This window comes from Streptomyces sp. NPDC020875, assembly GCF_040641415.1.
Taxonomy (GTDB): domain Bacteria; phylum Actinomycetota; class Actinomycetes; order Streptomycetales; family Streptomycetaceae; genus Streptomyces.
This window is the reverse complement of sequence record NZ_JBFADP010000003.1, coordinates 43,831-68,783: the sequence shown is the minus strand read 5'-3', so window position 1 is coordinate 68,783 and position 24,953 is coordinate 43,831. Positions and strand designations below refer to the sequence as shown.

The 24,953-nt window shown below is 69.6% G+C and carries 21 protein-coding genes; 10 read left to right on the top strand and 11 right to left on the bottom strand.

Annotated features, from left to right (window positions below; translation table 11 throughout):
* Nucleotides 1-123: 123 nt before the first annotated feature.
* Nucleotides 124-2,925, bottom strand: coding sequence for a transglycosylase domain-containing protein (locus AB0G74_RS02615; RefSeq protein WP_361139656.1), 2,802 nt, complete (start codon nucleotides 2,923-2,925; stop codon nucleotides 124-126).
* Nucleotides 2,926-3,285: 360 nt separating this feature from the next.
* Between AB0G74_RS02615 and AB0G74_RS02610 the strand changes: the two genes are divergently transcribed.
* From AB0G74_RS02610 to AB0G74_RS02600, 3 genes are all read left to right on the top strand, one after another.
* A complete protein-coding gene (locus AB0G74_RS02610; protein WP_361139653.1) occupies nucleotides 3,286-4,002 on the top strand; it encodes a helix-turn-helix transcriptional regulator in 717 nt (238 codons plus the stop codon).
* 58 nt (nucleotides 4,003-4,060) lie between these two features.
* Nucleotides 4,061-5,143: an inositol-3-phosphate synthase gene (locus tag AB0G74_RS02605; protein ID WP_361139650.1), complete on the top strand. Its 1,083-nt coding sequence runs from the start codon at nucleotides 4,061-4,063 to the stop codon at nucleotides 5,141-5,143.
* Between the two features lie 108 nt (nucleotides 5,144-5,251).
* Nucleotides 5,252-6,562, top strand: coding sequence for an MFS transporter (locus AB0G74_RS02600; RefSeq protein ID WP_361139647.1), 1,311 nt, complete (start codon nucleotides 5,252-5,254; stop codon nucleotides 6,560-6,562).
* Nucleotides 6,563-6,714: 152 nt separating this feature from the next.
* Here AB0G74_RS02600 and AB0G74_RS02595 read toward each other — a convergent pair whose 3' ends face one another.
* Nucleotides 6,715-8,157: a CCA tRNA nucleotidyltransferase gene (locus AB0G74_RS02595; protein ID WP_361139644.1), complete on the bottom strand. Its 1,443-nt coding sequence runs from the start codon at nucleotides 8,155-8,157 to the stop codon at nucleotides 6,715-6,717.
* Between the two features lie 165 nt (nucleotides 8,158-8,322).
* Here AB0G74_RS02595 and AB0G74_RS02590 point away from each other — a divergent pair, with 165 nt between their 5' ends.
* The 7 genes from AB0G74_RS02590 (at nucleotide 8,323) to trxA (ending at nucleotide 18,176) form a co-directional block, all read left to right on the top strand.
* Entirely contained in the window at nucleotides 8,323-10,680 is a 2,358-nt protein-coding gene (locus AB0G74_RS02590) for a DUF6049 family protein (RefSeq protein ID WP_361139641.1), read from the top strand.
* A gap of 44 nt (nucleotides 10,681-10,724) precedes the next feature.
* A complete protein-coding gene (gene murJ / locus AB0G74_RS02585) occupies nucleotides 10,725-13,040 on the top strand; it encodes a murein biosynthesis integral membrane protein MurJ (protein WP_361139638.1) in 2,316 nt (771 codons plus the stop codon).
* Between the two features lie 115 nt (nucleotides 13,041-13,155).
* A complete protein-coding gene (locus tag AB0G74_RS02580) occupies nucleotides 13,156-14,892 on the top strand; it encodes a protein kinase family protein (RefSeq protein WP_361139635.1) in 1,737 nt (578 codons plus the stop codon).
* Between the two features lie 137 nt (nucleotides 14,893-15,029).
* A complete protein-coding gene (gene sigM, locus AB0G74_RS02575; protein ID WP_361139632.1) occupies nucleotides 15,030-15,743 on the top strand; it encodes an RNA polymerase sigma factor SigM in 714 nt (237 codons plus the stop codon).
* Nucleotides 15,740-16,696 (top strand): zf-HC2 domain-containing protein, encoded by a 957-nt coding sequence (locus AB0G74_RS02570; RefSeq protein WP_361139629.1) that lies wholly within the window; start codon nucleotides 15,740-15,742, stop codon nucleotides 16,694-16,696. Before sigM ends, AB0G74_RS02570 begins: the two co-directional genes overlap by 4 nt.
* Before the next feature lie 123 nt (nucleotides 16,697-16,819).
* Complete coding sequence (gene trxB / locus AB0G74_RS02565; protein ID WP_361139626.1) at nucleotides 16,820-17,794, top strand: thioredoxin-disulfide reductase; 975 nt, start codon at nucleotides 16,820-16,822, stop codon at nucleotides 17,792-17,794.
* A 49-nt stretch (nucleotides 17,795-17,843) separates the two neighbouring features.
* Nucleotides 17,844-18,176 (top strand): thioredoxin, encoded by a 333-nt coding sequence (trxA, locus tag AB0G74_RS02560; RefSeq protein ID WP_361139623.1) that lies wholly within the window; start codon nucleotides 17,844-17,846, stop codon nucleotides 18,174-18,176.
* A gap of 109 nt (nucleotides 18,177-18,285) precedes the next feature.
* Here trxA and AB0G74_RS02555 read toward each other — a convergent pair whose 3' ends face one another.
* The 9 genes from AB0G74_RS02555 to rpmH all read right to left on the bottom strand — a co-directional run bounded on the left by AB0G74_RS02555 (nucleotide 18,286) and on the right by rpmH (nucleotide 24,909).
* Nucleotides 18,286-18,903, bottom strand: coding sequence for a GNAT family N-acetyltransferase (locus AB0G74_RS02555; RefSeq protein ID WP_361139620.1), 618 nt, complete (start codon nucleotides 18,901-18,903; stop codon nucleotides 18,286-18,288).
* Nucleotides 18,904-18,958: 55 nt separating this feature from the next.
* Complete coding sequence (locus tag AB0G74_RS02550; protein ID WP_361139617.1) at nucleotides 18,959-20,062, bottom strand: ParB/RepB/Spo0J family partition protein; 1,104 nt, start codon at nucleotides 20,060-20,062, stop codon at nucleotides 18,959-18,961.
* A complete protein-coding gene (locus tag AB0G74_RS02545; RefSeq protein ID WP_358826468.1) occupies nucleotides 20,059-21,135 on the bottom strand; it encodes a ParA family protein in 1,077 nt (358 codons plus the stop codon). The genes AB0G74_RS02550 and AB0G74_RS02545 overlap by 4 nt, the downstream gene beginning before the upstream one ends.
* A gap of 233 nt (nucleotides 21,136-21,368) precedes the next feature.
* Entirely contained in the window at nucleotides 21,369-22,085 is a 717-nt protein-coding gene (gene rsmG, locus AB0G74_RS02540; RefSeq protein ID WP_361139613.1) for a 16S rRNA (guanine(527)-N(7))-methyltransferase RsmG, read from the bottom strand.
* 124 nt (nucleotides 22,086-22,209) lie between these two features.
* Nucleotides 22,210-22,722, bottom strand: a complete 513-nt coding sequence (locus AB0G74_RS02535; RefSeq protein WP_358826470.1) for a R3H domain-containing nucleic acid-binding protein — start codon at nucleotides 22,720-22,722, stop codon at nucleotides 22,210-22,212.
* Between the two features lie 16 nt (nucleotides 22,723-22,738).
* A complete protein-coding gene (yidC, locus tag AB0G74_RS02530) occupies nucleotides 22,739-24,004 on the bottom strand; it encodes a membrane protein insertase YidC (protein WP_361139610.1) in 1,266 nt (421 codons plus the stop codon).
* Between the two features lie 3 nt (nucleotides 24,005-24,007).
* Nucleotides 24,008-24,385 carry a membrane protein insertion efficiency factor YidD gene (gene yidD / locus AB0G74_RS02525; protein ID WP_358826472.1) on the bottom strand — a complete coding sequence of 126 codons (378 nt, stop codon included), beginning with the start codon at nucleotides 24,383-24,385 and terminating at the stop codon, nucleotides 24,008-24,010.
* Entirely contained in the window at nucleotides 24,382-24,753 is a 372-nt protein-coding gene (rnpA, locus tag AB0G74_RS02520; RefSeq protein WP_358826473.1) for a ribonuclease P protein component, read from the bottom strand. Before rnpA ends, yidD begins: the two co-directional genes overlap by 4 nt.
* 18 nt (nucleotides 24,754-24,771) lie before the next feature.
* A complete protein-coding gene (gene rpmH / locus AB0G74_RS02515) occupies nucleotides 24,772-24,909 on the bottom strand; it encodes a 50S ribosomal protein L34 (RefSeq protein ID WP_003956500.1) in 138 nt (45 codons plus the stop codon).
* Nucleotides 24,910-24,953 lie beyond the last annotated feature (44 nt).

The window sequence follows — 24,953 nt, the reverse complement described above, 5'->3', positions numbered from 1 at the left end:
CCTGCCGTACCGCCGTGGTACGCCACGAGGGCCGCGGGATCCGGGCGGCGGTCGTGTCCGGGACACGACCGCGGTACCGGATGCCGCGGCCCTCGTGGGGATGCGGGGGTACGGGCGGGGGCGCTACTCCCGGCGCCCCGCGATCATCCCGCCACCGTCGCTGCCGCCGTCGGCGCCGCCGTTGTTGGTGCCGGAGCCACCGTTGTTGTTGGCCCCGTTGGCACCGTTGCCCGCGTTGCCGGAGCCACCGTTGTTGTTGGCGCCGTTGGCACCGTTGCCTCCGTTGCCGGAGCCACCGTTGTTGTTGGTGCCATTGGCACCGTTGCCGTTCCCGGCGTTGTCGTTGCCGCCGTTATTGGTGCCGCAGCTCCAGTCCTCCCACGGGTTGCAGGAGGCCGTCGGGCCGGGGGAGCTGCTGCTCGAGGCCGGGGACTCGGGCTTCTTCGACTCGGACTCTTCGTCGGTCGGCTGCTGCGACGACTCCTCCTGCGAGGGTTCCTTCGACTTCGACGGCGGCGGGCTGGAGGCTCCACCGCCCCAGTACGCCTCGCCGACCGGGGACGCGGGCGGGAAGGCGATGGCCTTCTTGTTCTTGAGGGCCTTGGTCATGTAGTCGGCGAAGACTTCGGACGGGAACGACGAGCCGTGGATCTTGTCCTCGCCGCCGGTGCCGAACATCTTGAGGAATTCCCGCTTGGTGTTCTTGGCGTCGTCGTCCAGCCGGTACATGTCGATCGCGGTGGCCAGATGCGGGGTGTAGCCGACGAACCAGGCGGACATGTTGCCGTCGGTCGTACCGGTCTTGCCCGCCACCTGGTGGCCCGGGACCCTGGCGTTCTTACCGGTGCCCTTCTTCACGACGTCCACCAGGACGTCGGTCACGTTGTTGGCGACATCGGGCTCGAACGCGGTCCTCGGGTCGTCCTTGTGCTCATAGATGACCCGGCCCTTCTTCTTCACCGTCTGCACCGAGTACGGGTCCCGCTGCTTGCCCTCGGAGGCGAAGGTGCCGTACGAGCTGGCCATCCGGATGGCGCTGGGGGTGGAGATACCGAGCGAGAACGAGGGCACGTTCGCCTTGTTGAGGGAGCCCTCCAGCAGTCCGGAGTCGACGGCGGCCTGCCGGACCTTCGGAATGCCGATATCCATACCGAGCTGGACGAACGGGCTGTTCGCCGAGTCGATCATGGCCTGCCGCAGATTGATGTTGTCGTAGTCCTCGTCACCGTCGTTGACCTGGAGCCACTCCGCGCCGTTCTCGTTCCGCCAGATCGAACCGTCATAGTTCTTGATCTTCAGCTTGTTCTTGCCGTTGTAGATCGCCCGGTCCGGGTCGAGCTTGGTGCGCTGGGACGCGGACTGATCCGGCTCGCCCCCGGGATCGCGGACACCGTCCTTCATCGCGGCGGCCAGCACGAACGGCTTGAAGGTCGACCCCACCGGGACACCGGTGTTGTCGGAGTTGTTGGTGAAGTGCTTGGTTGCGTCGGTACCACCGTAGATCGCCCGGATCGCCCCGGTATCGGGCTCCACCGAAGCGCCGCCGAACTGGACGTGCGTATCGGTCTTGGGGCGCTTCTCCGGGTCGATGTTCTCCTCGTAGACCTTCTTGACCGACGCCTCCATCTGCTGGATGAGCTTCTTGTCGAAGGTCGTGTGGATGTGGTACCCGCCGAGGGCCAGCTCACTGGCCGTGATGTCCTTGTTGTTGGCGAGGAAGTTGGCCTTCGCCAGGTCGACCAGATAGCCGATCTGACCACCGAGCTTGGCCTGCTTCGAGGGCTCCTCGACCTTGGGGAACTTCAGCGTCTTCCGCTCCGCCCCGTCGAGGTGGCCGTCCTTGACCATCTCGTCCAGGACCCAGTTCCAGCGGTCGGTCACCCGCTTGAGGTTGGACTCCCGGGTCGCCGCGGGGTCGAGGTCGGTGGCCCCGGCCGGGTCGTAGTAGGTCGCGCCCTTCAGCAGGGTGGTCAGAAACGCGGACTCGGCGACGGTCAGCTTGGACGCGTCGGTGTCGAGATAGGTCCGGGCCGCCGCCTGGATCCCGTAGGCGTTCCGCCCGAAGTACGAGGTGTTCAGATAGCCGGACATGATCTGCGGCTTCTCGATCTCGTTGCCGACCTTGATCGAGATGAAGAGTTCCTTGAACTTACGGCTGATCGTCTGCGACTGGTCGCCGAGCATGGCGTTCTTCACGTACTGCTGGGTGATCGTCGAGCCGCCCTGGGTCTGCTGGCCCTTGGCCATGTTCACCAGCGCCCGGCTGATGCCCTTGGGGTCGATCCCCGAGTCATCGTCGAAGGTCTTGTTCTCCGCCGACTTCACGGCGTCCTGCATATGCTGCGGAATCTGCTCGATCCCGACGTTCTGCCGGTTGACCTCGCCGCCGGTCGCCGCCATCTGGGTGTTGTCGGCCCAGTAGTAGACGTTGTTCTCGGCCTCGGCCGCCTTGCGCGGGTCGGGTACGTCCACCCAGGCGTACGCCACCGCCGCCGCGCCCATCAGCAGGCCGAGGAAGCTCAGCGCGATCCCGCTGACCAGCTTCCAGGAGGGAGTCCAGCGGCGCCAGCCGTCCTTGTCGTACCGCGGATAGTCGATCAGCCGCCGCTTGCGGGGGCCACCGCCGTCACCGGCGCCGCCGTAGTGCGCCCCGCCGGTACCCCGGCGGCCACCACCCCGGCCGCCGTGGCCACCACCGGCGGCGGGTTCCACCCGGCGGCGACCACCGCCGCGCTTCGCCGCCCGCCTGGCCTCGGCTCGGCCGCCGTAGGACGGCCGTTCCTCACCATGGGAGACGGTGGGGGAGAACGGCGCGTTCTCCTCACTGGGTACGGCGCGGCGGCCGGATGGCTGCTGGGCTGCGCGCCTGGCAGCCGCCCTGCCGCCACCTTCGGGCTGCGGCGGCTTGCGACGGTGCTCGCTCATCGAACGACTACTCCTCGGGCAGGCGAAACGCCTGGAAGCGGCATTTGACTTCCGGTCCCCCCGACATGGATACGGACCGGCCACACGAGGGGCTCGTCCGCACTGCATCCACGGCGATGACGGCTGAGGCCGTCATGTGGTTCCCGGTGTCTGCATCCGCACAGACTACGCACGAACAAAACCCCCCCGACTCCGAAGTTCATCCCAAATCAGGCAAGTTGACCAAGATGAATTGACGATGTGATCCCGTTCACCGCGACCCCCCTTGTCGCGGGCGTCTCACCGTCATATCGTGCTGATGTATCGACTCGATACATCAGCACGAGACAAGGGCTCGGGACGGCGCGAAGGGAGGCCAGGGTGAGCAGGCGCTCGGGAATTCTTGAGTTCGCCGTGCTCGGCCTCCTCCGTGAAGCCCCGATGCATGGGTATGAGCTGCGGAAACGGCTCAATACCTCATTGGGGATCTTCCGGGCCTTCAGTTACGGGACCCTGTACCCCTGCCTCAAGACGCTGGTCGCCAACGGCTGGTTGATCGAGGAACCGGGAAGCGCTTCCGACGACGCCCTGGCCGCTCCACTCTCAGGGCGGCGCGCCAAGATCGTCTACCGGTTGACCGCGGAAGGGAAAGAACACTTCGAGGAGCTGCTCTCGCACACCGGCCCCGACAGCTGGGAGGACGAGCACTTCGCGGCTCGGTTCGCCTTCTTCGGGCAGACGGAGCGCGAGGTGCGGATGCGGGTGCTGGAAGGCCGCCGCAGCCGGCTGGAGGAGCGTCTGGAGAAGATGCGCGCCTCCCTCGCCCGCACCCGTGAGCGCCTCGACGACTACACGCTGGAGCTCCAGCGCCACGGAATGGAGTCCGTGGAGCGCGAAGTGCGCTGGCTGAACGAGCTCATCGAGAGCGAGCGGGCGGGACGGGATCAGCGACGCTCCTCCCCCGGCTCCTCGTCTCGGCGGTGGAACACCGCGGCGTCCGAGGACGGCCTGCCCCGGCGCGGGAGTGCGGAGAACCCCGGAGGCAGCGCCTCCGGGACCGCCACCCCGCCGGATCCGTCCGACGGCACCGCCAACTGAGACCCCGCGGTCCGCGGGTCTCATCCGGAATACCGAAATCACACAGGGAGCAACCGGAATGGGTTCGGTTCGCGTAGCCATCGTCGGCGTGGGCAACTGCGCCGCCTCGCTGGTGCAGGGCGTCGAGTACTACAAGGACGCCGACCCGGCCGGCAAGGTGCCGGGTCTGATGCACGTCCAGTTCGGCGAGTACCACGTCCGGGACGTCGAGTTCGTGGCCGCCTTCGACGTGGACGCCAAGAAGGTCGGTCTCGACCTGGCGGACGCCATCGGCGCCAGCGAGAACAACACCATCAAGATCTGCGACGTGCCGAACGCCGGTGTCACGGTGCAGCGCGGCCACACCCTCGACGGTCTGGGCAAGTACTACCTCGAGACCATCGAGGAGTCCCCCGAGGCCCCGGTCGACGTCGTCCAGGTCCTCAAGGACAAGCAGGTCGACGTGCTGGTCTGCTACCTGCCGGTCGGCTCCGAGGCGGCCGCGAAGTTCTACGCGCAGTGCGCCATCGACGCCAAGGTGGCGTTCGTCAACGCGCTGCCCGTCTTCATCGCGGGCACCAAGGAGTGGGCGGACAAGTTCACCGAGGCCGGGGTCCCGATCGTCGGCGACGACATCAAGTCCCAGGTCGGCGCCACCATCACCCACCGGGTCATGGCGAAGCTCTTCGAGGACCGCGGTGTCGTCCTCGACCGCACGATGCAGCTGAACGTCGGCGGCAACATGGACTTCAAGAACATGCTGGAGCGGGAGCGGCTGGAGTCCAAGAAGATCTCCAAGACGCAGGCCGTCACCTCGCAGATCCCCGACCGCGAACTGGGCGAGAAGAACGTCCACATCGGTCCGTCCGACTACGTCGCCTGGCTCGACGACCGCAAGTGGGCGTACGTCCGCCTCGAGGGCCGCGCCTTCGGTGACGTCCCGCTGAACCTGGAGTACAAGCTCGAGGTCTGGGACTCCCCGAACTCGGCCGGTGTCATCATCGACGCGCTGCGCGCCGCCAAGATCGCCAAGGACCGCGGGATCGGTGGCCCGATCCTCTCGGCGAGCAGCTACTTCATGAAGAGCCCGCCGGTCCAGTACTTCGACGACGAGGCCCGTGAGAACGTCGAGAAGTTCATCAAGGGCGAGGTCGAGAGCTGATCCCGTCCCGGGCCCGGCCGTGCGTCGGCCGGGTCCGCGCGGAGGGCCCCCGGTGATCACCGGGGGCCCTCCGCGTTCCCGCGGGGCTCATGTGTGACTCTTGTCCGCATGCCCGTCGTACGTGATCTGCGCGTACTCCTGCGCCTGACCGGCTTCCGCCGGCTGCTGACGGTCCGCCTGCTCTCCCAGTCGGCGGACGGTGTCTACCAGGTGGCGCTCGCCGCGTATGTGGTCTTCTCCCCCGAGAAGCAGACCTCGCCCGCCGCCATCGCCTCGGCCATGGCCGTCCTGCTGCTGCCGTACTCACTGATCGGCCCCTTCGCCGGGGTGCTGCTGGACCGCTGGCGACGCCGTCAGGTCCTGCTCTACGGCAATCTGCTGCGGGCCCTGCTGGCCTGCGGTACCGCCCTGCTGATCCTGGCCTCCGTCCCGGACTGGCTGTTCTATGTCTCGGCGCTCTCCGTCACCGCCATCAACCGGTTCGTACTGGCCGGGCTCTCCGCCTCGCTGCCCCGGGTCGTCGACGACGACCGGCTGGTGATCGCCAACTCCCTCTCGCCGACGGCGGGCACCCTGGCCGCCACCGCGGGCGGCGGTCTGGCCTTCGCGGTACGGCTGATCGCGGACGACTCCGACGCCGCCGTGGTGCTGCTGGGCGCGGCCCTCTATCTCTGTGCCGCCCTGGCGTCGCTGCGGATGGGCCGGGAGCTGCTCGGACCCGATCCGGACCGGGTCCGGCCCGGGCTGCTGAGCGCCGTCGCCTCCACGGCCCGCGGGCTGGTCTCGGGGGTACGCCATCTCGCCCGGCGCCCGGCAGCGGCCCGGGCGCTGACCGCGATGACCCTGATGCGGTTCTGCTACGGCGCGCTGCTGGTGATGGTGCTGATGCTCTGCCGGTACGCCTGGTACGAGGACGAGCGGGACGGACTCGCCCTGCTCGGGGTCGCGGTCGCCGTCTCCGGGGCGGGCTTCCTGGTCGCGGCCCTGATCACCCCGTGGACCATCGGACGGCTGGGCCCGTACGGCTGGATGGTCTGCTGTGCGGCGACGGCCGCCGTACTCGTCCCGGCGCTCGGACTCTTCTTCGCCCCCGGCCCGATACTGGTCGCAGCCTTCGTCCTGGGGCTGGTCACCCAGGGCACGAAGATCACCACCGATACCGTCGTCCAGACCTCGGTGGACGACGCCTACCGGGGCCGGACCTTCTCCTTCTACGACGTCCTCTTCAATGTCTCCTTCGTCGGGGCGGCGGGCGTCGCCGCCCTGATACTGCCGCCGGACGGCCGCTCGGTCGTCCTGGTGGTGCTGGTGGCCGTGATCTACGCGGGGATCGCCCTGACGCTCCGGCACTGGCACCGCCGCGACCCCGGCCCGCACCCGGCGGAGACCACAGGGGCCGGAACCGGCCCCACGGGCTGAGGACCGCGGCCCCACAGCAGGCACGGCAGGCTCAGCGGACGATAAGAAACGGGCGATGTTTCACGTGAAACATCGCCCGCCCCTGGAGAGCACCGAGCAACGAAGCGGGGGCATGTTTCACGTGAAACATGCCCCCGCCCGACCGCCTCGGTTCAGCTCTGCGCGGCCCACCACTCCTTGAGCGCCGCGACGGCGTCGTCGTACTCCATCGGCCCGTTCTCCAGCCGCAGCTCCAGGAGATGGGCATACGCCTTGCCGATCGCGGGCCCCGGTCCGATCCCGAGGATCTCCTGGATCTGGTTGCCGTTGAGATCGGGCCGGATGGCGTCCAGCTCCTCCTGCTGCTGGAGCTGGGCGATCCGCTCCTCCAGACCGTCGTACGTCCGGGAGAGCGCGGCGGCCTTGCGCTTGTTCCGGGTGGTGCAGTCCGAGCGGGTCAGCTTGTGCAGCCGGGTGAGCAGCGGTCCGGAGTCCCGGACGTAACGGCGTACCGCGGAGTCGGTCCACTCGCCGTCCCCGTACCCGTGGAACCGCAGATGCAGCTCCACCAGCCGGGAGACGTCCCGGACCAGCTCATTGGAGTACTTGAGCGCCGTCATCCGCTTCTTGGTCATCTTCGCGCCCACCACCTCGTGGTGGTGGAAGGAGACCCGGCCGTCCTTCTCGAACCGGCGGGTCCGCGGCTTGCCGATGTCATGGAGCAGGGCCGAGAGCCGGAGCACCAGGTCCGGTCCGTCCTCCTCCAGATCGATCGCCTGCTCCAGCACGGTCAGGGAGTGCTCGTAGACGTCCTTGTGCCGGTGGTGCTCATCGCTCTCCAGCCGCAGGGCGGGCAGCTCGGGCAGGACGTGGTCGGCCAGGCCGGAGTCGACGAGCAGGGCCAGCCCCTGCCGGGGGTGGGCCGAGAGCACCAGCTTGTTCAGCTCGTCCCGGACCCGTTCGGCGGAGACGATCCCGATCCGCCCGGACATCTCCGTCATCGCGGCGACGACCTCGGGGGCCACGGCGAAGTCGAGCTGGGCCGAGAACCGGGCGGCCCGCATCATCCGCAGCGGATCGTCCGAGAAGGACGCCTCGGGGGTGCCGGGGGTACGCAGCACCCTGGCCGCGAGGTCCTCCAGACCGTGGTGCGGGTCGATGAACTCCTTCTCGGGGAGCGCGACGGCCATCGCGTTCACCGTGAAGTCCCGGCGGACCAGGTCCTCCTCGATGGAGTCGCCGTACGAGACCTCGGGCTTGCGCGACGTCCGGTCGTACGCCTCGGAGCGGTAGGTGGTGATCTCGATCTGGTAGCCGGACTTCTGCGCCCCGACGGTGCCGAAGGCGATACCGACGTCCCAGACCGAGTCGGCCCAGGGCCGGACGACGGCGAGCACGTCCTCGGGGCGGGCATCGGTGGTGAAGTCGAGATCATTGCCGAGCCGGCCGAGCAGTGCGTCCCGGACCGAGCCGCCGACCAGGGCGAGGCGGAAACCCGCGGCCCGGAAGCGGTGGGCGAGATCGTCCGCGACGGGGGCTACCCGCAGTAGCTCCGTCACCGCGCGGCGTTGCACCTGACTCAGTGCGGAAGGGGTGTCTTCATTGGCGTTCGGCACAACAGAGAAGGTTACGTCCCCCGACCCGCGGGGGTCTCCCGGAATAGCCGGACGATCATGTCAGGCGGACCGCGGCACTCAGGCCCGGCGCACCTCGTTACCATGCGTGGACGCAATGAGCGACAGCGACCTGACGGCAACAGACGACGAGGGACGGACGAGCGCGTGGCCGAGGCGGCAGACTTCCGGAGGACGACCCCTTCGCCCGCCCGCCGGTGGCTGCGCCGCGCGGCGCTGCCGCTGGCCGCCACCCCTTTGATCGCCGGGCTGCTGGGGCCGCTGGCGACCCCCGCCGCGGCCGCTCCGGCGGCCTCGGAAGCCTCCACCGTCGATGTGACTCTCACCACACTCACTCCGGCCGTGCCGGAGGCGGACGGGACCCTGAAGGTCTCCGGCACGGTGGTGAACAAGGGCAAGCGGCGGATCACCGAACCGGAGATCGACCTCCGGGTGGGGCAGCGGCTGACCAGCCGGACCGCCATCGACCGGGTCGCCAAGCGGGGCGGTTACGAGCCCGGCGCCGACGGCCGGTCCCTGGGCGACGACTTCACCGTCAAGCTGCCGTCGCTGGCCCCGGGCATCAGCCGGGACTTCACACTCTCCGTCCCGGTGGAAAAGCTGGAGCTGGGCGACGGCGGGGTCTACCAGCTGGGGGTCAGCCTCTCCGGCCGCGAGGGCGGCTCCTACGAGCAGGTACTGGGCATCGAGCGGACCTTTCTGCCCTGGCAGCCCGAAGCCCTGGGAACCAAGACCCGGCTCACCTATCTCTGGCCGCTGGTCTCCTCCACGCATCTGACCTCCGAGATCGGCTCGGACGAGCAGCGGACCCCGGTCTTCGAGGACGAGACGCTGGCCAAGGAGATCGCCCCCGGGGGGCGGCTCGGACAGATGGTCTCGCTGGGCCGGGAGCTGCCGGTCACCTGGGTGATCGACCCCGATCTGCTGGCCAGTGTGGACGCCATGACCGGCAACTACCGGGTCAAGAGCGACCGGGCGGGCAAGGACGGCGGGGGGACCGTACCGGGCCGGAACCAGGCGCTGGCCAATCAGTGGATCAACGCCCTCCAGACCGCCGTACAAGACCGCAAGGTCGTCGCCCTGCCGTACGCCGACCCCGATCTGGCGTCCCTGGCGCACCGCGGTACCCAGGTCTCCGGCACGCTGAGCCGGCTCCAGGCCGCCACCGAGGTCGCGGGCCGGACCGTGGAGACGATTCTGCACGTCAAGCCGTCCCTCGACTTCGCCTGGCCGGTCGAAGGGGCGATCGACTCCTCGATCGTGAACGTCGCCACCTCGGCCGGCGCCGACCATGTGATCACCCGCGGCGACAGCCTCGGCGACGATCTGCCGTACACGGTCTCGGCCCCCCGCCCGATCGGCGGCGGTACGACGGCGGTGGTGGCCGACGCCCGGCTGTCGAAGGCGTTCGAGGGCGACATGGTGCACGCGGGCCGGTCGACCCTCGCCGTCCAGCGGTTCCTCGCCCAGACCCTGGTGGTGGCCCTCCAGGACGCCCCCGGGCCGCGCAATGTCGTGGTCGCCCCCCAGCGGATGCCGTCGGCGTCCCAGGCCCAGGCCATGGCCAAGGCCCTCCAGGGGCTGTCCGGGGAGCGCTGGACCCAGCCGGTGGATCTGATCGCCGCGGCGGAGGCCGAGCCCGACAGCGGGGCGAACCGCCGGGTGCCGTCCGGCTCCCAGTACCCCGACCGGCTCCGGGCGCGCGAGCTGCCCGTGGCGGCCTTCCGGGAGATCCGCGCCACCCAGGACACCCTGAAGGACTTCACCGGCATCCTCACCGAACCGGCGCGGGTGGAGCCGCCGTTCTCCCGGGCCATCGACCGGGAGATGTCCACCTCGTGGCGGGGCAACGCCCGGGCCGCCGAGGAGTACCGCGCCGGGGTGCGGCAGAACCTGGGGCTGCTGGTCGGCGAGGTACAGCTGATCGACAAGTCCCAGATCACCCTCTCCGGCCGCAGCGCCACCATCCCGGTCACCGTCCAGAACCGGCTGGTGCAGAACGTCGACAACCTGGTGCTCCGGCTCAGCTCCGACAACGGCGCCCGGCTCAGCCTCGACGACAAGGGCGTCGCCGAGCGCCCGATCGAGATCAAGGGCGGCCACAGCCAGTCGGTGAAGTTCGACGCCAAGGCCAATGCCAACGGCCAGGTCCGGATGACGGCCCAGCTCTACACCGAGGACGGCACCGCGTACGGGCCCGCGATGCAGTTCACGGTCAAGGTCTCCGAAGCCACCCCCACGGTCCTGCTGGTCATCGCGGGAGGCGTGCTGCTCCTGGTGCTCGCCGGGGTCCGGATGTACACCCAGCGCAAGCGCGCGGCGGCCCGCGACACCCCGGCCGACGGCACCGGCGGCGGTTCCGCCGGGGACTCCCCGGCGGACGGAACCCCGCCGCCCGGGGCCGGTACCGACGGCGTCGACCCCGGGCAGCCGAGTGACCCGACACCGGACACCGGCCGGGAAAGCGGCGACCGGTCGGGCGCGGGTGAGAAAGTGGACCGTTGAGCGATGTCGTGGCCACCGGCCGGGGACGATGAGGTGGGGTTGCAATGAACGCGCCGTACGACGGTGACCGCGGTCAGGGCGCCGGGATGGATCCGGCGGGCCAGCCGCCACCGCCGCAGCCCCCGTACGCCTACGACCCGGCCCAGCACCCGTACGGCTACGACCCCGCCTACCAGCAGCAGCCGGAGCCGTACCCGTACGACCCCGCGCAGCAGCACCCCGGATACGACCCGGCCCAGCAGCACGGCGGCTACGACGCGACCCAGCAGATCTCCTACCACCAGGCCCAGCAGGACCCGTATCTGCGCGACGCCTACGCCCCGGACCCCTACCGGGCCCAGGACCTCTCGGCCCAGGACCCGGTGGCCGAGGCGCTCTACGACCGGGCCGCCCACCCGCCGCCGCCCCCCGGCACCTACCCCGACCAGCAGCCGCTCTACCAGCAGCCCCCGACCCCGCAGCACGCCCCCGACCCCCGGGTCTGGGCGCACACCCCGCCGCCGGAGCCCGAGGGCCCCTCCCGCCATCTGCCGTACGGCGACGACGCCCGGACCACCCAGTACACCGGGGTCGACGACCTGGTCACCAACGCGGCCGACGAACGGCCCCAGCAGGACGCCTTCGCCCATCTCTTCCGCGACCAGCAGGGCGGCGGCGGCCGGAGCGTGCCCGCGCCCGCGCCGGAGCCGCTGCCCGCCCCCGCCGAGCCCAAGCGCTCCGGCGGCCGGGTGTCCAGCCTGGCGAAGTCGAGCGCCGTGATGGCCGCGGGCACGATCGTCTCCCGGCTCACCGGCTTCCTCCGCAATCTGGTGATGGCCGGGGCGATCGGTGTCGGCGTCCTCAGCGACACCTACCAGGTCGCCAACGTCCTGCCGACGATGATCTACGTCCTGGTCGGCGGCGGCGCGCTGAACGCGGTCTTCATCCCCCAGTTGGTCCGGGCGATGAAGAACGACGAGGACGGCGGCGAGGCGTACGCCAACCGGCTGCTCACCCTCGTGGTGGTCCTGCTGGCCGGGGTCACCGTGCTCTGTGTCGTGGCCGCGCCGATGCTCGTCACCATGATGTCGCCGACGATCGCCTCCGACCCGCAGAAGAAGGAGGTGGCCGTCGCCTTCGCCCGCTACTGCATCCCCACCATCTTCTTCATGGGTCTCCATGTGGTGCTCGGGCAGATCCTCAACGCCCGGGGCCGGTTCGGCGCGATGATGTGGACCCCGGTCCTCAACAACGTCGTCATCATCGCCTCGTTCGGCGCCTTCATCTGGGCCTTCGGCAGCTTCACCACCTCCGGGGTCAACACCACCACGATCACCCCCGAGGGCATCCGGCTGCTGGGTCTGGGCACCATGCTCGGACTGGTCGTCCAGGCCCTGGCGATGCTGCCCTATCTGCGGGACGCCGGCTTCCGGATGAGGCTGCGGTTCGACTGGCGCGGCCACGGCCTCGGCAAGGCGGCCAAGCTGGCGAAGTGGACGCTCTTCTTCGTCCTCGCCAACCAGCTCGGCATGATCGTCGTCACCCAGCTGGCGACCTCCGCCGGAGCCACCGCCGAGAAGCACGGCTTTACCGGTACCGGTATCACCGCCTACAACTTCGCCCTGCTGCTCTGGCAGCTGCCGCAGGCCATCATCACCGTCTCGGTGATGACCGCCGTACTGCCCAGGATCTCCCGCTCGGCCCACGACGGCGACGCCGCCGCCGTCCGGGACGACATCTCCTACGGGCTGCGCACCTCGGCCGTCGCCATCGTGCCCTCGGCCTTCGCCTTCCTGGCCCTCGGTGTGCCGATGGCGGGCCTGATGTACGCCGGATCGGGTGCCGAGGGCGCCCGGAACATCGGTTTCACCCTGATGGCCTTCGGCCTCGGACTGATTCCCTACTCCGTGCAGTACGTCGTCCTCCGCGGTTTCTACGCCTACGAGGACACCCGGACGCCCTTCTACAACACCGTGATCGTCGCCGTGATCAACGCGAGCGCCGCCGGAATCAGCTTCCTCGTCCTGCCCGCCCGCTGGGCCGTCGTCGGAATGGCCGCCTCCTACGGACTGGCGTACATGATCGGCGTGGGGGTCGCCTGGAGCAGGCTGCGCAAGCGGCTCGGCGGCGATCTGGACGGCGCCCATGTGATGCGGACCTACACCCGGCTCTGCATCGCCTCGCTGCCCGCCGCGATCCTCGGCGGCGGCGCGGCCTTCGGCATCATCAAGCTCCTGGGCAACGGGGCGAGCGGCTCCCTGGCCGCCCTCGTCGGCGGCGGCGCGGTCCTCGGTGTGGTGTTCTTCCTGGCCGCCAAGCGGATGCGGATCGAGGAACTGAACTCGATCGTCGGCATGGTGCGGGGCTGGCTCGGGCGCTGACGCGGATCCCCGCACAACCATCGCCGGGGACCGCGTGTCGTGCATAGCAGCGGTCTGTGGGCACAATTGGCATGGCTGTTGGTGAGGCGCATCGGATGGGGAGGCAGGAACGACGGTGGCGGAACGTAGCACGGCTGCCGTCGACGTGGCCGACAACGGCGGGGACGAACCGCCGACCGCTCAGGCGGAGCAGGCCGCGGCCGACGGAGCTGCCGCATCCGAGGCGACGGCCGAGTTGCCCGTCGCCCCCGAGAACGAGGACGCCCGGGACGGCGACACCCCGGCCGGGCAGGGGGCCGCGGCCCCCGCGCCCGAGCTGCACAGCGGTCATAAACTCGCCAAGCGGTACCGCCTGGAGGAGTGCATCACCCGTCTGGACGGTTTCAGCAGCTGGCGTGCCGTGGACGAGAAGCTGCGCCGGGCGGTGGGGGTTCACGTACTGCCCGCCGACCACTCCCGGGCCCGGTCCGTACTGGCCGCCGCCCGCTCCGCGGCGCTGCTGGGGGACACCCGGTTCGTGATGGTCCTCGACGCCGTCGAGGAGAACGACCTCGTCTACGTCGTCCACGAGTGGCTGCCGGACGCCACCGAACTGACCACCCTGCTGGCCATGGGCCCGCTGGAGCCGCACGAGGCGTACCGGCTCGTCGACCAGCTCTCGCAGGCCATGGCGGCCGCCCATCGCGAGGGGCTGGCCCACCTCAAGCTCACCCCCTCCGCGATCCTGCGGACCTCCACCGGCCAGTACCGCGTCCGCGGGCTCGCCGTGAACGCCGCCCTGCGCGGCATCACCGCCGAACGCCCGCAGCGCACCGACACCGAGGCCATCGGCGCCCTGCTGTACGCCGCCCTCACCCAGCGCTGGCCGTACGAGAACGACGCCCACGGGCTCTCCGGACTGCCCAAGGGCGTCGGGCTGCTGCCGCCGGACCAGGTACGGGCCGGGGTCCACCGGGGGCTCTCCGAGCTGTCCATGCGCGCCCTGGTCAACGACGGCGCCACGGCCTCCCGCCAGGAGCCGCCCTGCACCACTCCGGAGGAGCTGGCGAAGGCCGTGGCGGAGATGCCCCGGATCCGCCCCCCGGAGCCCGCCTTCGCCGCCCCGCCGGAGTATCAGCGCACCACCTATCAGCAGGGCAGCTACGGCCGCCCCGGTTCCGGGCTGCCCGGAGCCCCGGCCCCCACCCGTCCGGTGCCGGTTCCGCCGCCGCCGATGGAGAGCCGGGCGGGCAAGGCCCTGAAGTGGACCGCCGCGGCACTGCTGATCGCCGCCCTGGGCGTGGGCAGCTGGCAGATCTCGGAGAAGCTGCTCGACCGCACCAAGGACTCCGGGCCCGCCACCGAGGCCCCGCGCCAGGGCGGGGACGAGAAGCCCGCTCCGCCCGCCGACCCGCTGGCCGTCGCCCATGTCGGGGAGTTCAAGCCCAACGGCTCCTCGATCCAGCGGAAGCAGGTCCCCAACACCGTCGACGGCGACCCGAACTCGGCCTGGATCACGCCCGAATACCAGAACTATCCGAACTTCGGCAATCTCCCCCAGCGGTCCCTGGGGAGCGGCATCATCGTCGACCTCGGTTCCGTACGGAACGTCTCCGGGGTCGATATCGACCTCTACCGCGGCGGCAACACCGTCTCGGTGTCCGCGGCGGCGGAGAGCGCCGTCGATCCGACCGGGCTCTCGGAGTTCGGCCGGCAGCTCGTTCCCGAAGGGGTCAAGGGGGAGAAGCTGCGGACCACGTTCGAACCGGTCCGGGCGCGCTACGTACTGATCCGCCTCACCTCGTTGCCGCCGGCGGAGCGGGCGGACCGCTTCCGGGGCGGAATCTCCGAGATCAAGATCCTGGGCAAGTGACCCGGTCGGCGGGGTACGCCCCGTCGACCGGCCGCTCCGGGGGATTCCCCGGCGCCCTGCCTCCGCCCGGGGTAATCGTGATAGACAGACCGGGCCTGAGCTCAAGCGATCAGACGCAGTACGGGACCGACCAGAGGGTGGAGGCCGTGACAACGGGGGCGTCCCACACAGCCAGCGACTCCGAACTCCTCGCCCGCCATGTCGAGGGCCATCCCGATGCCTTCGCCGAGCTGGTCCGGCGCCACCGCGACCGGCTCTGGGCCGTCGCCCTGCGGACCCTGGGCGATCGTGAGGAAGCCGCCGACGCGGTCCAGGACGCCCTGGTCTCCGCCTTCCGGGCCGCCCACACCTTCCGCGGTCAGTCCGCCGTCACCACCTGGCTCCACCGCATCACGGTGAACGCCTGCCTGGACCGGGCCCGTAAGGCCGCCTCCCGGCGGACCGCGCCCGTCGAGGACACCGCACGACTGGAGCAGCTGCTCGAACCGCATGAGTCCGCGGAGGCCCCGGCCGAGCGCCGGGATCTCAACCGGCAGCTGCTGGCCGCCCTGGCGAAGCTCCCGGTGGAGCAGCGGGCCGCTCTGGTCCTGGTGGATATGCAGGGCTACTCGGTCGCCGAGGCCGCCGAGGCGCTCGATGTGCCTCCGGGCACGGTCAAGAGCCGCTGCGCCCGGGGGAGAGCCCGGCTGCTGCCACTCGTCACCCATCTGCGCGGGTCTTCCGGGGATAGCGACGATCTCGACGGGGGAAGGAACCGGACGCCGGGGACATCCGTCCCATCGGCGACGGACCAGAGGGACGCGGGACCTACCGATCCTGCTGCTGTGAAAGGCGGAGGTGGACGCACGTGACATCCACGGCCGACATGGTTCAGCATCCGGATGTCTCCGAGATCTCCGACCTCACCGAGGGCCTGCTTTCCCCGTCCGAGAGCGACCGGCTGCGGGAGCATCTGGCCGACTGCGAGCTCTGCCAGGACGTCCGTACGTCCCTGGAGGAGATCCGCGGTCTGCTGGGCGCCGTCCCGGGCACGCCCCGGATGCCCACCGATATCGCCGAACGGATCGATGCCGCGCTGGCCGCCGAAGCGCTGCTGGCAGCCGGCCGCCCCGATGGCACCGGCTCCGGACCGGCTGATGTTTCACGTGAAACATCAGCGGAGACGGTGCCGGTGTCCGGCCTATCGGACGACCCGGGGGCCGACCGGTCCACAGCCGTCGGTGGCGGACCGGCGACCAGGCCCCTGGGCCGCCCCCGGGGCGGTACCGGCCCCGGGCGGGCCACTCGACTCCGCCGCCGTACCGTCGTCCTGGGAGCGGCCTTCGGTGTGGTCGCCACCGGGGTCGCGGTCCTCTCCTTCCAGCTGCTGACGTCCGAGAGCGGCGATCAGCCGGTACGGACCCACTCCGCCGACACCCACTCCGCCGGACCCGACGAGCTGTCCGAGGAGACCCTGGAACAGCGGGTCCGTACGCTGCTCCAGGACCGTCCCCTCCAGCGGGACGGCGGTACGACCATGACGACCGAGGGCCTGCCCGGTACGGCGTCCGCGGAGCCCGGTCCGGAGATGGGCGGCCCCGGCCCTTCGGTGCCCCCCTGCGTCCAGCGGGGCACCGGGCGTACCGTTCCGCCGATCGCGGCGGAACGGGGCAGCTACCGGGGCACCGACGCCTATCTGGTCGTCCTGCCCGCGGCCGTGGACATCGAGCGGGTCGAGGCTTTCGTCATCGACGCCGCTTGTACGACCGCCGCTTCCCCGGCCCCGGGGAAGGTACTGCTCACCGACTCCTACCCCCGTCGCTGAGGCTCGGAGCGCGCTGCGCGACCGTACGGGAATGCATCCCCCGTAGGATCCGTTGGGTGGGGTGAGAGCCATTGCCCCGACCCATCTGTCAGCAGGCAGCCTGCAGAGACGAGGAAGAGACTCGTGAGCGACGTCCGTAACGTCATCATCATCGGCTCCGGACCCGCCGGGTACACGGCGGCGCTCTACACCGCGCGGGCGTCACTGAATCCGCTGGTGTTCGAAGGAGCAGTGACGGCCGGTGGTGCGCTGATGAACACCACCGACGTCGAGAACTTCCCCGGTTTCCGCGACGGCATCATGGGGCCCGACCTCATGGACAATATGCGGGCCCAGGCCGAGCGCTTCGGCGCCGAACTGGTCCCCGACGATGTGGTCTCGGTCGACCTCAACGGTGAGATCAAGACCGTCACCGACACGGCGGGCACGGTCCACCGGGCCAAGGCCGTCATCGTCACCACCGGTTCCCAGCACCGCAAGCTCGGCCTGCCGAACGAGGACGCCCTCTCCGGGCGCGGGGTCTCCTGGTGCGCCACCTGCGACGGCTTCTTCTTCAAGGACCAGGACATCGCCGTGGTCGGCGGCGGTGACACCGCGATGGAGGAGGCGACCTTCCTCTCCCGGTTCGCCAAGTCGGTGACGATCGTCCACCGCCGGGACAGCCTGCGGGCGTCGAAGGCCATGCAGGACCGTGCCTTCGCCGACCCCAAGATCACCTTCGCCTGGGACAGTGAGGTCGCCGAGATCCACGGCGACCAGAAGCTCTCCGCCCTGACCCTGCGCAACACCAAGACGGGCGAGACGTCCCAGCTTCCGGTGACGGGGCTCTTCATCGCCGTGGGCCACGACCCGCGCACCGAGCTGTTCAAGGGCCAGCTCGAACTGGACGACGAGGGCTACCTCAAGGTCGAGGCGCCTTCCACCCGTACGAATGTGACCGGTGTCTTCGCCGCGGGCGATGTCGTCGACCACACCTACCGCCAGGCCATCACGGCCGCCGGTACCGGCTGCTCCGCGGCGCTCGACGCCGAGCGCTTCCTGGCCGCCCTGGCGGACGCCGAGCAGGCCGCCCAGCCCGAGCAGACCGCCGCGGTCTGACCGGTCCCCTCTCTCCCTCTCACCCCGCAGCTGATCAAAGGAGGCCGCCGTGGCCGGCGCGCTGAAGAACGTAACCGATGCCACCTTCGAGGATGAGGTCCTCAAGAGCGACAAGCCGGTACTGGTGGACTTCTGGGCGGCCTGGTGCGGCCCGTGCCGTCAGATCGCGCCGTCCCTGGAGGCCATCGCGGCCGAGCACGGCGACAAGATCGAGATCGTCAAGCTGAACATCGACGAGAACCCCGCCACGGCCGCCAAGTACGGTGTGATGTCGATCCCGACGCTGAACGTCTACCAGAACGGCGAGGTCGCCAAGACGATCGTCGGCGCCAAGCCGAAGACCGCCATCCTCCGCGACCTGGACCCCTTTATCGCCGAGTAGCACCCCGGCGCCCGGGCGCCGATGTTTCACGTGAAACATGACGAGGGCCCACCCCGAACCGGGGTGGGCCCTCTGCCGTCGGCCGCTGTCGACCCTGTTGTCTCCGGGATCAGAGCGGCCGGAGGACGGGCTCCTTCTGGACCGCGCCGAGCAACCGGTCCAGCGCCTGCTCCACATCTTCCTTCCAGGAGAGCGTCGTCCGCAGTTCCAGCCGCAGTCGTGGATAGGACGGGTGCGGGCGGACGGTCTTGAACCCCACCGCGGTCAGATGGTCCGCCGGGAGAAGACAGGCGGGCTGCTGCCAGCGGGCGTCACCGAATGCCTCAATGGCCTTGAAGCCCCGGCGGAGCACATCCTTGGCGACGGTCTGGACCAGCACCCGGCCGAGCCCCTGTCCCTGATACCCCGGAGCGATCCAGGAGGTCATCAGCTGGACGGCGTCCGCCGAGACCGGACTGGTGGGAAAGGCGAGGGAGCGGGGAACGTACGCCGGGGGCGCGTAGAGCACAAAGCCCACCGCCACCTCGTCGACATAGACGATCCGGCCGCAGGATCCCCACTCCAGCAGAACGGCGGAGATCCATGCCTCCTTCTCCGCACCGGGCCGGCCCGCCGCGACGGCGGCCTCCCCGCTGACCGGGTCCAGCTCCCAGAAGACACAGGACCGGCAGCGCTTGGGGAGGTCCGACAGATTGTCCAGGGTGAGGGGTACCAGCCGTCGCCCCATCCGCGCCGCTCCTCCGGTCGTTCCCGGCCGCCCGGTGGCGGCCGGGCGGTGGGCCTCAGTCCCCGGCTTCCTCACCGGCGGTGCCCCCACCGGCGAGACCGCGTTCCAGGACCTGGCCCTCACCGGGCGCCAGGGTGCCGAGAATGCGCTCCAGATCCTCCATCGAGGCGAACTCGACGACGATCTTGCCCTTCTTCTGCCCCAGGTCGACCTTGACCCGGGTCTCGAAGCGGTCGGAGAGGCGAGAGGCCAGATCGGTGAGGGCGGGGGAGACCAGGGCTCCCGCCCGGGGCCCCTTCTTCCGGGTACTCCGCTCGGGCTCGGAGCCGAGGAGGGTCACGATCTCCTCCACCGAACGGACCGACAGCCCCTCCGCCACGATCCGGCGGGCGAGCTGGTCCTGCTCCTCGTGGTCGTCCACCGAGAGCAGCGCCCGGGCGTGCCCGGCCGTCAGCACTCCGGCGGCGACCCGCTTCTGGACCGAGGGCGCCAGCCGCAGCAGCCGGAGGGTGTTGGAGACCTGGGGCCGGGAGCGCCCGATCCGGTCGGCCAGCTGGTCATGGGTGCAGTTGAAGTCCCTGAGCAGCTGGTCGTAGGCCGCCGCTTCCTCCAGCGGGTTCAGCTGGGCCCGGTGGAGATTCTCCAGCAGGGCGTCCAGCAGCAGCTTCTCGTCCTCGGTCTCCCGGACGATCGCGGGAATCCGCTCCAGACCGGCCTCACGACAGGCCCGCCAGCGGCGCTCGCCCATCACCAGTTCAAAGCGCTCGGGACCCAGCTGCCGGACCACCACGGGCTGCAGCAGACCGACCTCCTTGATGGAGGTCACCAGCTCGGCCAGGGCGTCCTCGTCGAAGATCTCCCGCGGCTGCTGGGGGTTGGGGGTGATCGCGTCCAGCAGCACCTCCGCGAAGTGCGCGCCGGAGGGCGTGATCAACGCGGGCTCGGTATCCGGGTCACCGGCTCCGATGGTGAGATCGGGGGCCACGGCGGCCGAGGGCAGCCGGGCCACCTTCGCCGCCGCGATACCGCGGTCGTCGGTCATGGTCGGAGCCGTACCGGCGGAACCGGGGGTCCCGCCGGAGAGCGCCGGCTTCTCCTGGGGAGCCGCAGGGATCAGGGCACCGAGTCCCCGCCCCAACCCTCTACGTCGCTCGCTCACTGAATCCCCTCCGAGATGTTCTGCCGGTTGTTCTGAGTGCCCTGATGGGCATGGTGCGGGTCGTACTGGAGACCGACTCCGCGCAGGGCGATCTCCCGCGCCGCCTCCAGATACGACAGGGCGCCGCTGGAGCCCGGGTCGTAGGTCAGCACGGTCTGCCCGTAGCTGGGGGCCTCCGAGATCCGGACCGAGCGGGGGATGTTGGTTCGCAGTACCTCTTCACCGAAGTGACTGCGGACCTCGTCGGCCACCTGGGAGGCCAGCCGGGTCCGGCCGTCGTACATGGTGAGCAGGATCGTCGAGACCCGCAGGGTCGGATTGAGGTGTCCGCGGACCAGATCCACATTCCGCAGCAGCTGCCCGAGTCCTTCCAGTGCGTAGTACTCGCACTGAATGGGGATCAGCACCTCCGCACCGGCCACCAGCGCATTGACCGTCAGCAGACCGAGGGAGGGCGGGCAGTCGATGAGGATGTAGTCCAGCGGCTGCTCATATGCCTGGATCGCCCGCTGGAGTCGGCTCTCCCGCGCCACCAGCGACACCAGCTCGATCTCCGCACCGGCGAGATCGATGGTGGCGGGGGCACAGAAGAGACCTTCGACGTCCGAGACCGGCTGGACCACATCGGAGAGCGGCTTGCTCTCCACCAGGACGTCATAGATCGAGGGGACTTCGGCATGGTGGTCGATCCCGAGCGCCGTGGAGGCATTGCCCTGGGGGTCGAGGTCGATCACCAGAACACGCGCACCGTGCAGTGCGAGGGAGGCGGCGAGATTGACCGTGGTGGTGGTCTTGCCCACGCCGCCCTTCTGGTTGGCGACCACCATGACGCGGGTCTGCTCAGGTCGGGGCAGCCCTTCACCGGCCCGTCCCAGTGCCTGTACGGCGAGCTGGGCCGCTCGACCGATGGGGGTGTCGTCCATCGGGGCCGGTGTTTCACGTGAAACATCGTCTCCCGGCGACTCGGTACGGGGGCCGGGGACCGGATCGGTCATCGGTCCCGCGATGTTGGCGTCGGACCGCAAGGATTCACTCTCCTCGACTTCAGGCTCGCGATAGAGAGAGCCTGCCATGCTTTCGGGGTCATGAACCAGCGAGGCCCGTGCTTCTGTGGATGAATCCACCTCTGTGGACAACTTCGTAACCCCGGCGAGGGGTCTCCGGTTCCGAATCGGGGCGGCGGCACGCCCGCGGCTGATGATTCCGTGCAGCAGTGAGCGACGTTTCACGTGAAACACGATGCCCGGGGCCGCGGAGCGGCACCCGGGCGACACTCCGGCATACGTACGTATGGGAGCCAGGGGAGTCAGCGACGGCGACGCGAACGGCTGACCCTGGCCGCTTTGGCGCGCTTGGCCGCGAACCGCACACCGCCGGGGCTCTCCCCGACCTCTACCCGCACCACGGTGGAGAGCGGGTCGACCAGCCCCTCCCCGACCTGGAGGACCGAGGTCTCCACCACACCGAGCTTGCTGAGGGCGGCCCTGGCGCCCCGCAGCTCTTCCTCGGCGGTATCGCCCTTGAGGGCCAGCATCTCCCCGTAGGGGCGGAGCAGCGGCACGCCCCAGCCCGCGAGCCGGTCCAGCGGCGCCACGGCACGGGCCGTCACCACATGGACCGGGGACAGCGTGCCCATCATCTCCTCGGCCCGGCCGCGCACCACGGTCACATGGTCGAGGCCCAGCAGCTCGACGACTTCCTGGAGGAAATTGGTCCGCCGCAGCAGCGGCTCCAGCAGGGTGATCTTCAGATCGGGGCGGACCAGGGCCAGCGGGATACCGGGCAGTCCGGCCCCGGAGCCGACATCGCAGACGGTGACGCCCTCGGGAACCACCTCGGAGAGCACCGCGCAGTTCAGCAGATGGCGCTCCCAGAGGCGGGGCACCTCACGCGGACCGATCAGGCCGCGCTTCACCCCGGCATCGGCCAGCAGCTCGGCATAGCGCACGGCCTCGGGCATGAACTCGCCGAAGACCGCTTGCGCCGCCTCGGGCGCCTGGGGAAGCTCCGCTGCCTCCGTCACGGGAACCGTCCTTCCGTACCGTACTGCCGCTTGATGGACCGTGGTGGCTGACTATCGCTGACTATCAGGCTGACAAAGTTCGGCCCCGCCTGCGCTACAGACGGGGCCGAGGGAACGAGCGGAGTCAGGCCGGGAGGACGACGACGAAGCGCTGCGGCTCCTCGCCCTCCGACTCGCTGCGCAATCCGGCCGCGGCGACCGCGTCATGGACGACCTTGCGCTCGAACGGGGTCATCGGCTTGAGCTTGACCGGCTCACCGCTGTTCTTCACCTCGTCGGCCGCCTTGGCGCCCAGCTCGGCGAGTTCGGTGCGCTTACGGGCCCGGAAGCCCGCGATGTCCAGCATCAGCCGACTGCGGTCACCGGTCTCCCGGTGCACGGCGAGCCGGGTCAGCTCCTGCAGAGCCTCCAGGACCTCGCCGTCCCGGCCGACCAGCTTCTGCAGATCGCGGCCGGCCGTATCGCTGATGATCGAGACAGCGGCCCGGTCCGCCTCGACGTCCATATCGATATCACCGTCGAGATCGGCGATGTCGAGCAGACCTTCGAGGTAGTCCGCGGCGATCTCACCCTCCTGCTCCAGGCGGGTCAGGGTGTCGCCTTCCTCGGCGGCGGCGGGGATGGTGCCTTCCGTCACGGATGGACTCCTTCTACTACTTCTTGGACGACGGGTGCTTGGGGCGCTGCGGGCCCTTGCGTCCGGACTTGGGCTGCTGACGGCCCGAGTTGGCCCGGGGCTGCTTGGACTTGGCGGACTGCGGCGTGGCCTTCTTCTCCAGCGAGGGCTTCGACTCGTCGTCGTCGGCTTCGGCGGAGGTCTCCGGCTTGCTCCCGGTACCGGACTGCGGTCCGGTCTGGCGCTTGGACTTGGGCTGCCGCTTCGGCTGCTGACGCCGTCCGGCACCGGCCTCGGGCTCGGGCGCGATGGTGTCGCTCTTCACGATCGTGCCGTCGGCCTGGGCGGCGTAGCCGGCCTTGGCAAGGCTCGTGATGAACTTCCGCTCGTTGTCGTTGCGCTCCGACCCCTTGGCCACGAGCACCTGGACGACCTTGCGCTGACGGCGGGAGCGGACCTCGCCGCGGTGGGTGGCGGACTTCAGCAGCCGGGTCAGGTACTGGTCCTGGGCCTTGCTGCCGGGCGTCGGGTTCTGGTTGATCACATACATCTGCTGACCCATGGTCCAGACGTTGGTGGTCAGCCAGTAGACGAGGACACCGACGGGGAAGTTGATACCCATGACCGCGAAGATCACCGGGAAGATGTACATCAGCATCTTCTGCTGCTGCATGTACGGGGTCTTCACCGACAGGTCGACGTTCTTCTGCATCAGCTGGCGCTGGGTGTAGAACTGCGACGCCGACATCAGGATGATCATGATGGCGGTGACCACGCGGACGTCGGTCAGCGACGCGTCCAGGGCCGCGACCTTCTCCGGGCTGTCCGTGAACTTCGCCGCCAGCGGGGCACCGAAGATATGCGCCTGCCGGGCGCTGGCCAGCAGCGGCTCGTCGATATAGCCGACGACGTTACCGGAGGCGATCTTGGAGAGGACGTAGTACAGGGCGAAGAAGAACGGCGACTGGGCGAGGATGGGCAGGCACGAGGAGAGCGGGTTGGTACCCGTCTCCTTGTACAGCTTCATCATCTCTTCCGACTGGCGCTGCCGGTCGTTCTTGTAGCGCTCCTGGATCGCCTTCATCTTCGGCTGGAGCGCCTGCATGTTCCGCATCGACTTGATCTGCTTCACGAAGAGCGGGATCAGGCAGATACGGATCAGGACCACCAGCGACACGATGGACAGTCCCCAGGCCCAGCCCGTGTCGGGACCGAAGATCGCCCCGTAGAGCTTGTGGAACTGGACGATGATCCACGAGACAGGTGTGGTGATAAAACTGAAGAGACTGGCAATCGTGTCCACTAATCAGGCTCCTTGAGCATTGGGCGAGGTCTCTGCGGCCGGACTGCCGGGAGCGGAGTCCGCTCCCCGTGACGGCACAGAATCTGCGCCGCGCCCGCCCTCCGTGCCGACAACGGCGTCCTTGCCCCGCAGGGCGTTCCGCAGCATCTCGTGCCACCGGGGACGCTTACGCGGCGGCACATGATCCACTCCGCCCGGGGACCACGGATTGCACCGCAGGATCCGCCAGGCGGTGAGCACCGTGCCTTTCACCGCACCGTGCCGGTCGATGGCCGTGTATCCGTAGTGGGAACACGACGGGTAGTACCGGCAGACGGGCCCCAGCAGAGGGCTGATCGTCCACTGGTACAGCTTGATCAGAGCCAGCAGCGGGTACTTCATCGCGCGCCCCCTCCCAGCAGCCGCTCCAGGGCGGCGTCCAGGTCTCGGGCCAGCTGTGCGTGGTCGGCGTCGCCCGCTCCGGGCAGCGCCCGTACGACCACCAGGCTACCGGCGGGCAGCTCGGCGAGCCGGTCGCGTATCAGGTGCCGCAGTCGGCGCTTGACCTTGTTGCGCACAACCGCGCCACCCACGGCCTTGCTCACGACGAAACCCGCACACGTCGGGGGAGCGCTCTCCCCAGGCGCGTGCGGGTCCGGTGAACCGCTGCGTAGATGGACGACGAGGAGCGGGCGGCCGGCCCGGCGTCCTCGTCGTACCGCGGTCGCGAAGTCCTCGCGCCGCCTCAGCCGATTCTCGGTAGGCAGCACGTCATGACCTGTACGCGGTCAGGCGGACAGACGAGCGCGACCCTTGCTGCGGCGAGACGCGAGAATCGCGCGGCCGGCACGGGTACGCATGCGCAGGCGGAAACCGTGGGTCTTCGCCCGGCGACGGTTGTTCGGCTGGAAGGTGCGCTTGCTCACTCGGGGGCTCCAGAAAGAGATTCGTAGGTGGCGGGGCATCGCCT

Coding starts and splice junctions, on each gene's coding strand:
- AB0G74_RS02555 (WP_361139620.1), bottom strand. CDS start 18,903: ATGGGGCGACGGCTGGTACCCCTCACCCTGGACAATCTGTCGGACCTC.
- murJ (WP_361139638.1), top strand. CDS start 10,725: ATGAACGCGCCGTACGACGGTGACCGCGGTCAGGGCGCCGGGATGGAT.
- AB0G74_RS02545 (WP_358826468.1), bottom strand. CDS start 21,135: ATGGCAGGCTCTCTCTATCGCGAGCCTGAAGTCGAGGAGAGTGAATCC.
- AB0G74_RS02605 (WP_361139650.1), top strand. CDS start 4,061: ATGGGTTCGGTTCGCGTAGCCATCGTCGGCGTGGGCAACTGCGCCGCC.
- yidD (WP_358826472.1), bottom strand. CDS start 24,385: ATGAAGTACCCGCTGCTGGCTCTGATCAAGCTGTACCAGTGGACGATC.
- AB0G74_RS02615 (WP_361139656.1), bottom strand. CDS start 2,925: ATGAGCGAGCACCGTCGCAAGCCGCCGCAGCCCGAAGGTGGCGGCAGG.
- AB0G74_RS02600 (WP_361139647.1), top strand. CDS start 5,252: ATGCCCGTCGTACGTGATCTGCGCGTACTCCTGCGCCTGACCGGCTTC.